The 2,496-nt window shown below is 69.3% G+C and carries 2 protein-coding genes and 1 pseudogene; 1 reads left to right on the top strand and 2 read right to left on the bottom strand.

Annotated elements, in window-relative coordinates; genetic code table 11:
- Window positions 1-913 (bottom strand): oxidoreductase (locus tag G6R25_RS23375; protein WP_268904207.1); only part of this gene is annotated, 913 nt, incomplete at its 3' end.
- Between the two features lie 55 nt (window positions 914-968).
- A pseudogene (locus G6R25_RS32105) lies at window positions 969-1,016 on the bottom strand (hypothetical protein); the annotation flags it as partial.
- A 583-nt stretch (window positions 1,017-1,599) separates the two neighbouring features.
- On the opposite strand from G6R25_RS32105, the gene G6R25_RS23370 reads away from it, so the two are divergent.
- Window positions 1,600-2,415, top strand: a complete 816-nt coding sequence (locus G6R25_RS23370) for a helix-turn-helix domain-containing protein (RefSeq protein WP_163554587.1) — start codon at window positions 1,600-1,602, stop codon at window positions 2,413-2,415.
- The last annotated feature ends 81 nt before the right edge of the window (window positions 2,416-2,496 follow it).

The following is a 2,496-nucleotide window of genomic DNA, read 5'->3' as shown; positions in this document are numbered from 1 at the left end:
GGGAGCCGTCGGTCTGGTCGTAGGGCCGGATCTCGGCCAGGCGGCGGTCGCGCAGCTTGGTGGTCCAGGCGGGTTCGGAGAGCAGGACGCGGCCGAGGCCGACCAGGTCGAACTCGCCACGGTCGAACAGGTCCAGCAGCGGGGCGAGGCTCAGCGTCGCTGCGGCGGCCTCGTCGCCGCCGAAGACCGTCGGTACGCCGATCGAGCCGATCGCGATGGTGGGCAGGCCGGTGAGGTCCTTGGCCCAGCCGGCCAGGGTGCGCGGGGAACCGTCGAACGCGGGCAGCCAGTAACGGCGGGTGGACACGTGCAGCGCGGTGGCGCCGGCGTCCACGAGCGGGGTGAGCAGCGTCTCGAGCTCGTCGGGGGTCTCGGCGATACGGGCGTCGTAGTCGCTGCCCTTCCACTGGGAGAACCGGTAGATCACGGGGAAGTCCGGTCCCACCTCGCCGCGGACCGCGGCGACGACCTCGGCCCCGATCCGGGCCCGGTTGGCCAGGCTTCCGCCGTAGCTGTCGGTGCGGCGGTTGGTCCGTGACCAGAAGAACTGGTCCAGCAGGTAGCCGTGCGCGCCGTGCAACTCGACGCCATCGAACCCGGCTCGGCGTGCGTCGGCCGCGGCGCGGGCGAAGGAGGCGATCACCTCGTCGATCTGCGCGACGCTCGGCTCGTCGCCGACCACCGCCCCGTCGGGCCGCAGGCTTGACGGGGAGAACACCGCCGCCTCCGGGTGCGGCGCAGTACCCGGCGTGCGGCCGGCGCCGAGATGCCACAGCTGCGGGACGATGCGCCCGCCTACCGCGTGCACGGCGTCGACGACCCGGCGCCAGCCTGCGAGCGGCTGTTCGCCGTAGAACTGGGGAACCCGGTCGCTGGACCCGGTCGCTGGACCTGGCCGACGGATGATCCACATAGGTGCCCTCGGTCACGATCAGGCCGACGTGCGCCGCCCGCCGCGCGTAGTAGCCGGCCACGTCCTCGCCCGGCACGCCATCGGGGGAGAACCGGCGGGTCATCGGTGCCATCACGAAGCGGTTGGCAAGTTCGATGCCGGACAGTGAGAACGGCGTGAACAGCGGCGCCGCGTCCGCCCCGTCCAGCAGGCGCTCGTTGCTCGACGGGGACTCGGCCGCCGCAACACTCGAAGACACAGTCATGCCGTGTTCAATCCGGGCGGCGCCGTGGATGTTCCGGCGATGACACCAACGCGCGTCCGACGCGGTCGCCGCTCGGGCAGGACCTCGACTCGGCCGCGAGCGCCTCCCCGATCCTGAGGCTCAGCAGGTATGACGCAGCACCGCGACCTCGTGCGCAGTCATCCCGTCCCTGGCCCGTGCCGTTGGGGCAGGGCCTGATCCCCAACCGGAGCCTCCGCGGAAAGGTGAGTTGATGTGACCTCGGCGAAGAAATCAAATTTTACTTCGCCGGTATCGGCGTGCCGGACGCGGATGACGGACTACTTGGCGACGGTGTGAAAGCCGTCATACTGGATGCGGACAGGTCGGTGCGCTCGCTCAGCGGTGTGACAACAAACAGACCAGGTGGAAGCGTCCGGCGGTGGACCAGAACAGAGGATTCCGGGTAGATGATGTGATGGACATGCAACCCTGCCTTGCCACCCTTCTGGAGAGCATCGTTCAGCGCAGGAAAGCGGCCGGGCTGAGCCAGGTCCAGCTCGCCAACCGGGTTCGCTACCAGCCCGGTTATCTGTCCAAGGCCGAGCGTGGCCTCCTCGGTGTGGCGTCCCAGTCGCTCGTCGGCGCGATTGACGCCGAGCTGAACGCCAGCGGTCGGCTGGTCGAGCTGCGAAGGCGCGCCTGGCTGGAGGACAAGGGGAGCCGGGCAGGTATCACCACCTGGCCACGCACACTGGAGGAGGTGGTCCCTACGGATCGTCGACAGCTCATGGTCGGGGGGAGTGCCGCCACTGTCGGTCCCGCCGTAGGTCCGGAGCTGCCCGAGCCCCTGCCGTCGTCCCCCGGTGCGGGCCGCCGGGCCGGCGGCGCCGTCGACCTGTCCGGGCGCTGGTGGACGGCCTGGCAGACGTTCCGGGACGGCGAGGAGATCCATTCCTCGCAGGAGGCGAGTCTGGAGCAGATCGGGGCGAAGATCCATATTGAGGCGATCACTCGCGGCCTGTCCAGCGAGGAGGGCGGATACCTCCGGTGGGGTGAACTACAGATCTTCGATGAAGAGATCATCATGGGCTGGTATGTCAGTTCCGACAGTCCGGTTCGCTCGAAAGGGTCGCTGTTTCTCTCGCTGAATCCGCACGGCGACCGACTCGCCGGGCGGTGGGTCGGGCTGAGCTACGACGGAATGTTCATCGAGGGCTGGGGTGCAGTGGCCCGCGACGAGCGGACTTCGCTCGCACTCATCGAGCGGCTCAAAAAGCAGTATCCGAAGGTCGCTTGAGTCCTGGCGCTTGTACGCGTGCTCCCGGTGCCACCGGCCGGCCGGCGTCTCGGCGTCTCCGAGTCGTCGGCCGGTCCGGTG

The organism is Candidatus Frankia alpina, from assembly GCF_902806485.1.
GTDB classification, from domain to species: Bacteria; Actinomycetota; Actinomycetes; order Frankiales; family Frankiaceae; genus Frankia; species Frankia alpina.
The sequence above is the reverse complement of the archived record's forward strand: the minus strand, read 5'-3'. Positions and strand labels throughout refer to the sequence as shown.

Coding starts and splice junctions, on each gene's coding strand:
- G6R25_RS23370 (WP_163554587.1), top strand. CDS start 1,600: ATGCAACCCTGCCTTGCCACCCTTCTGGAGAGCATCGTTCAGCGCAGG.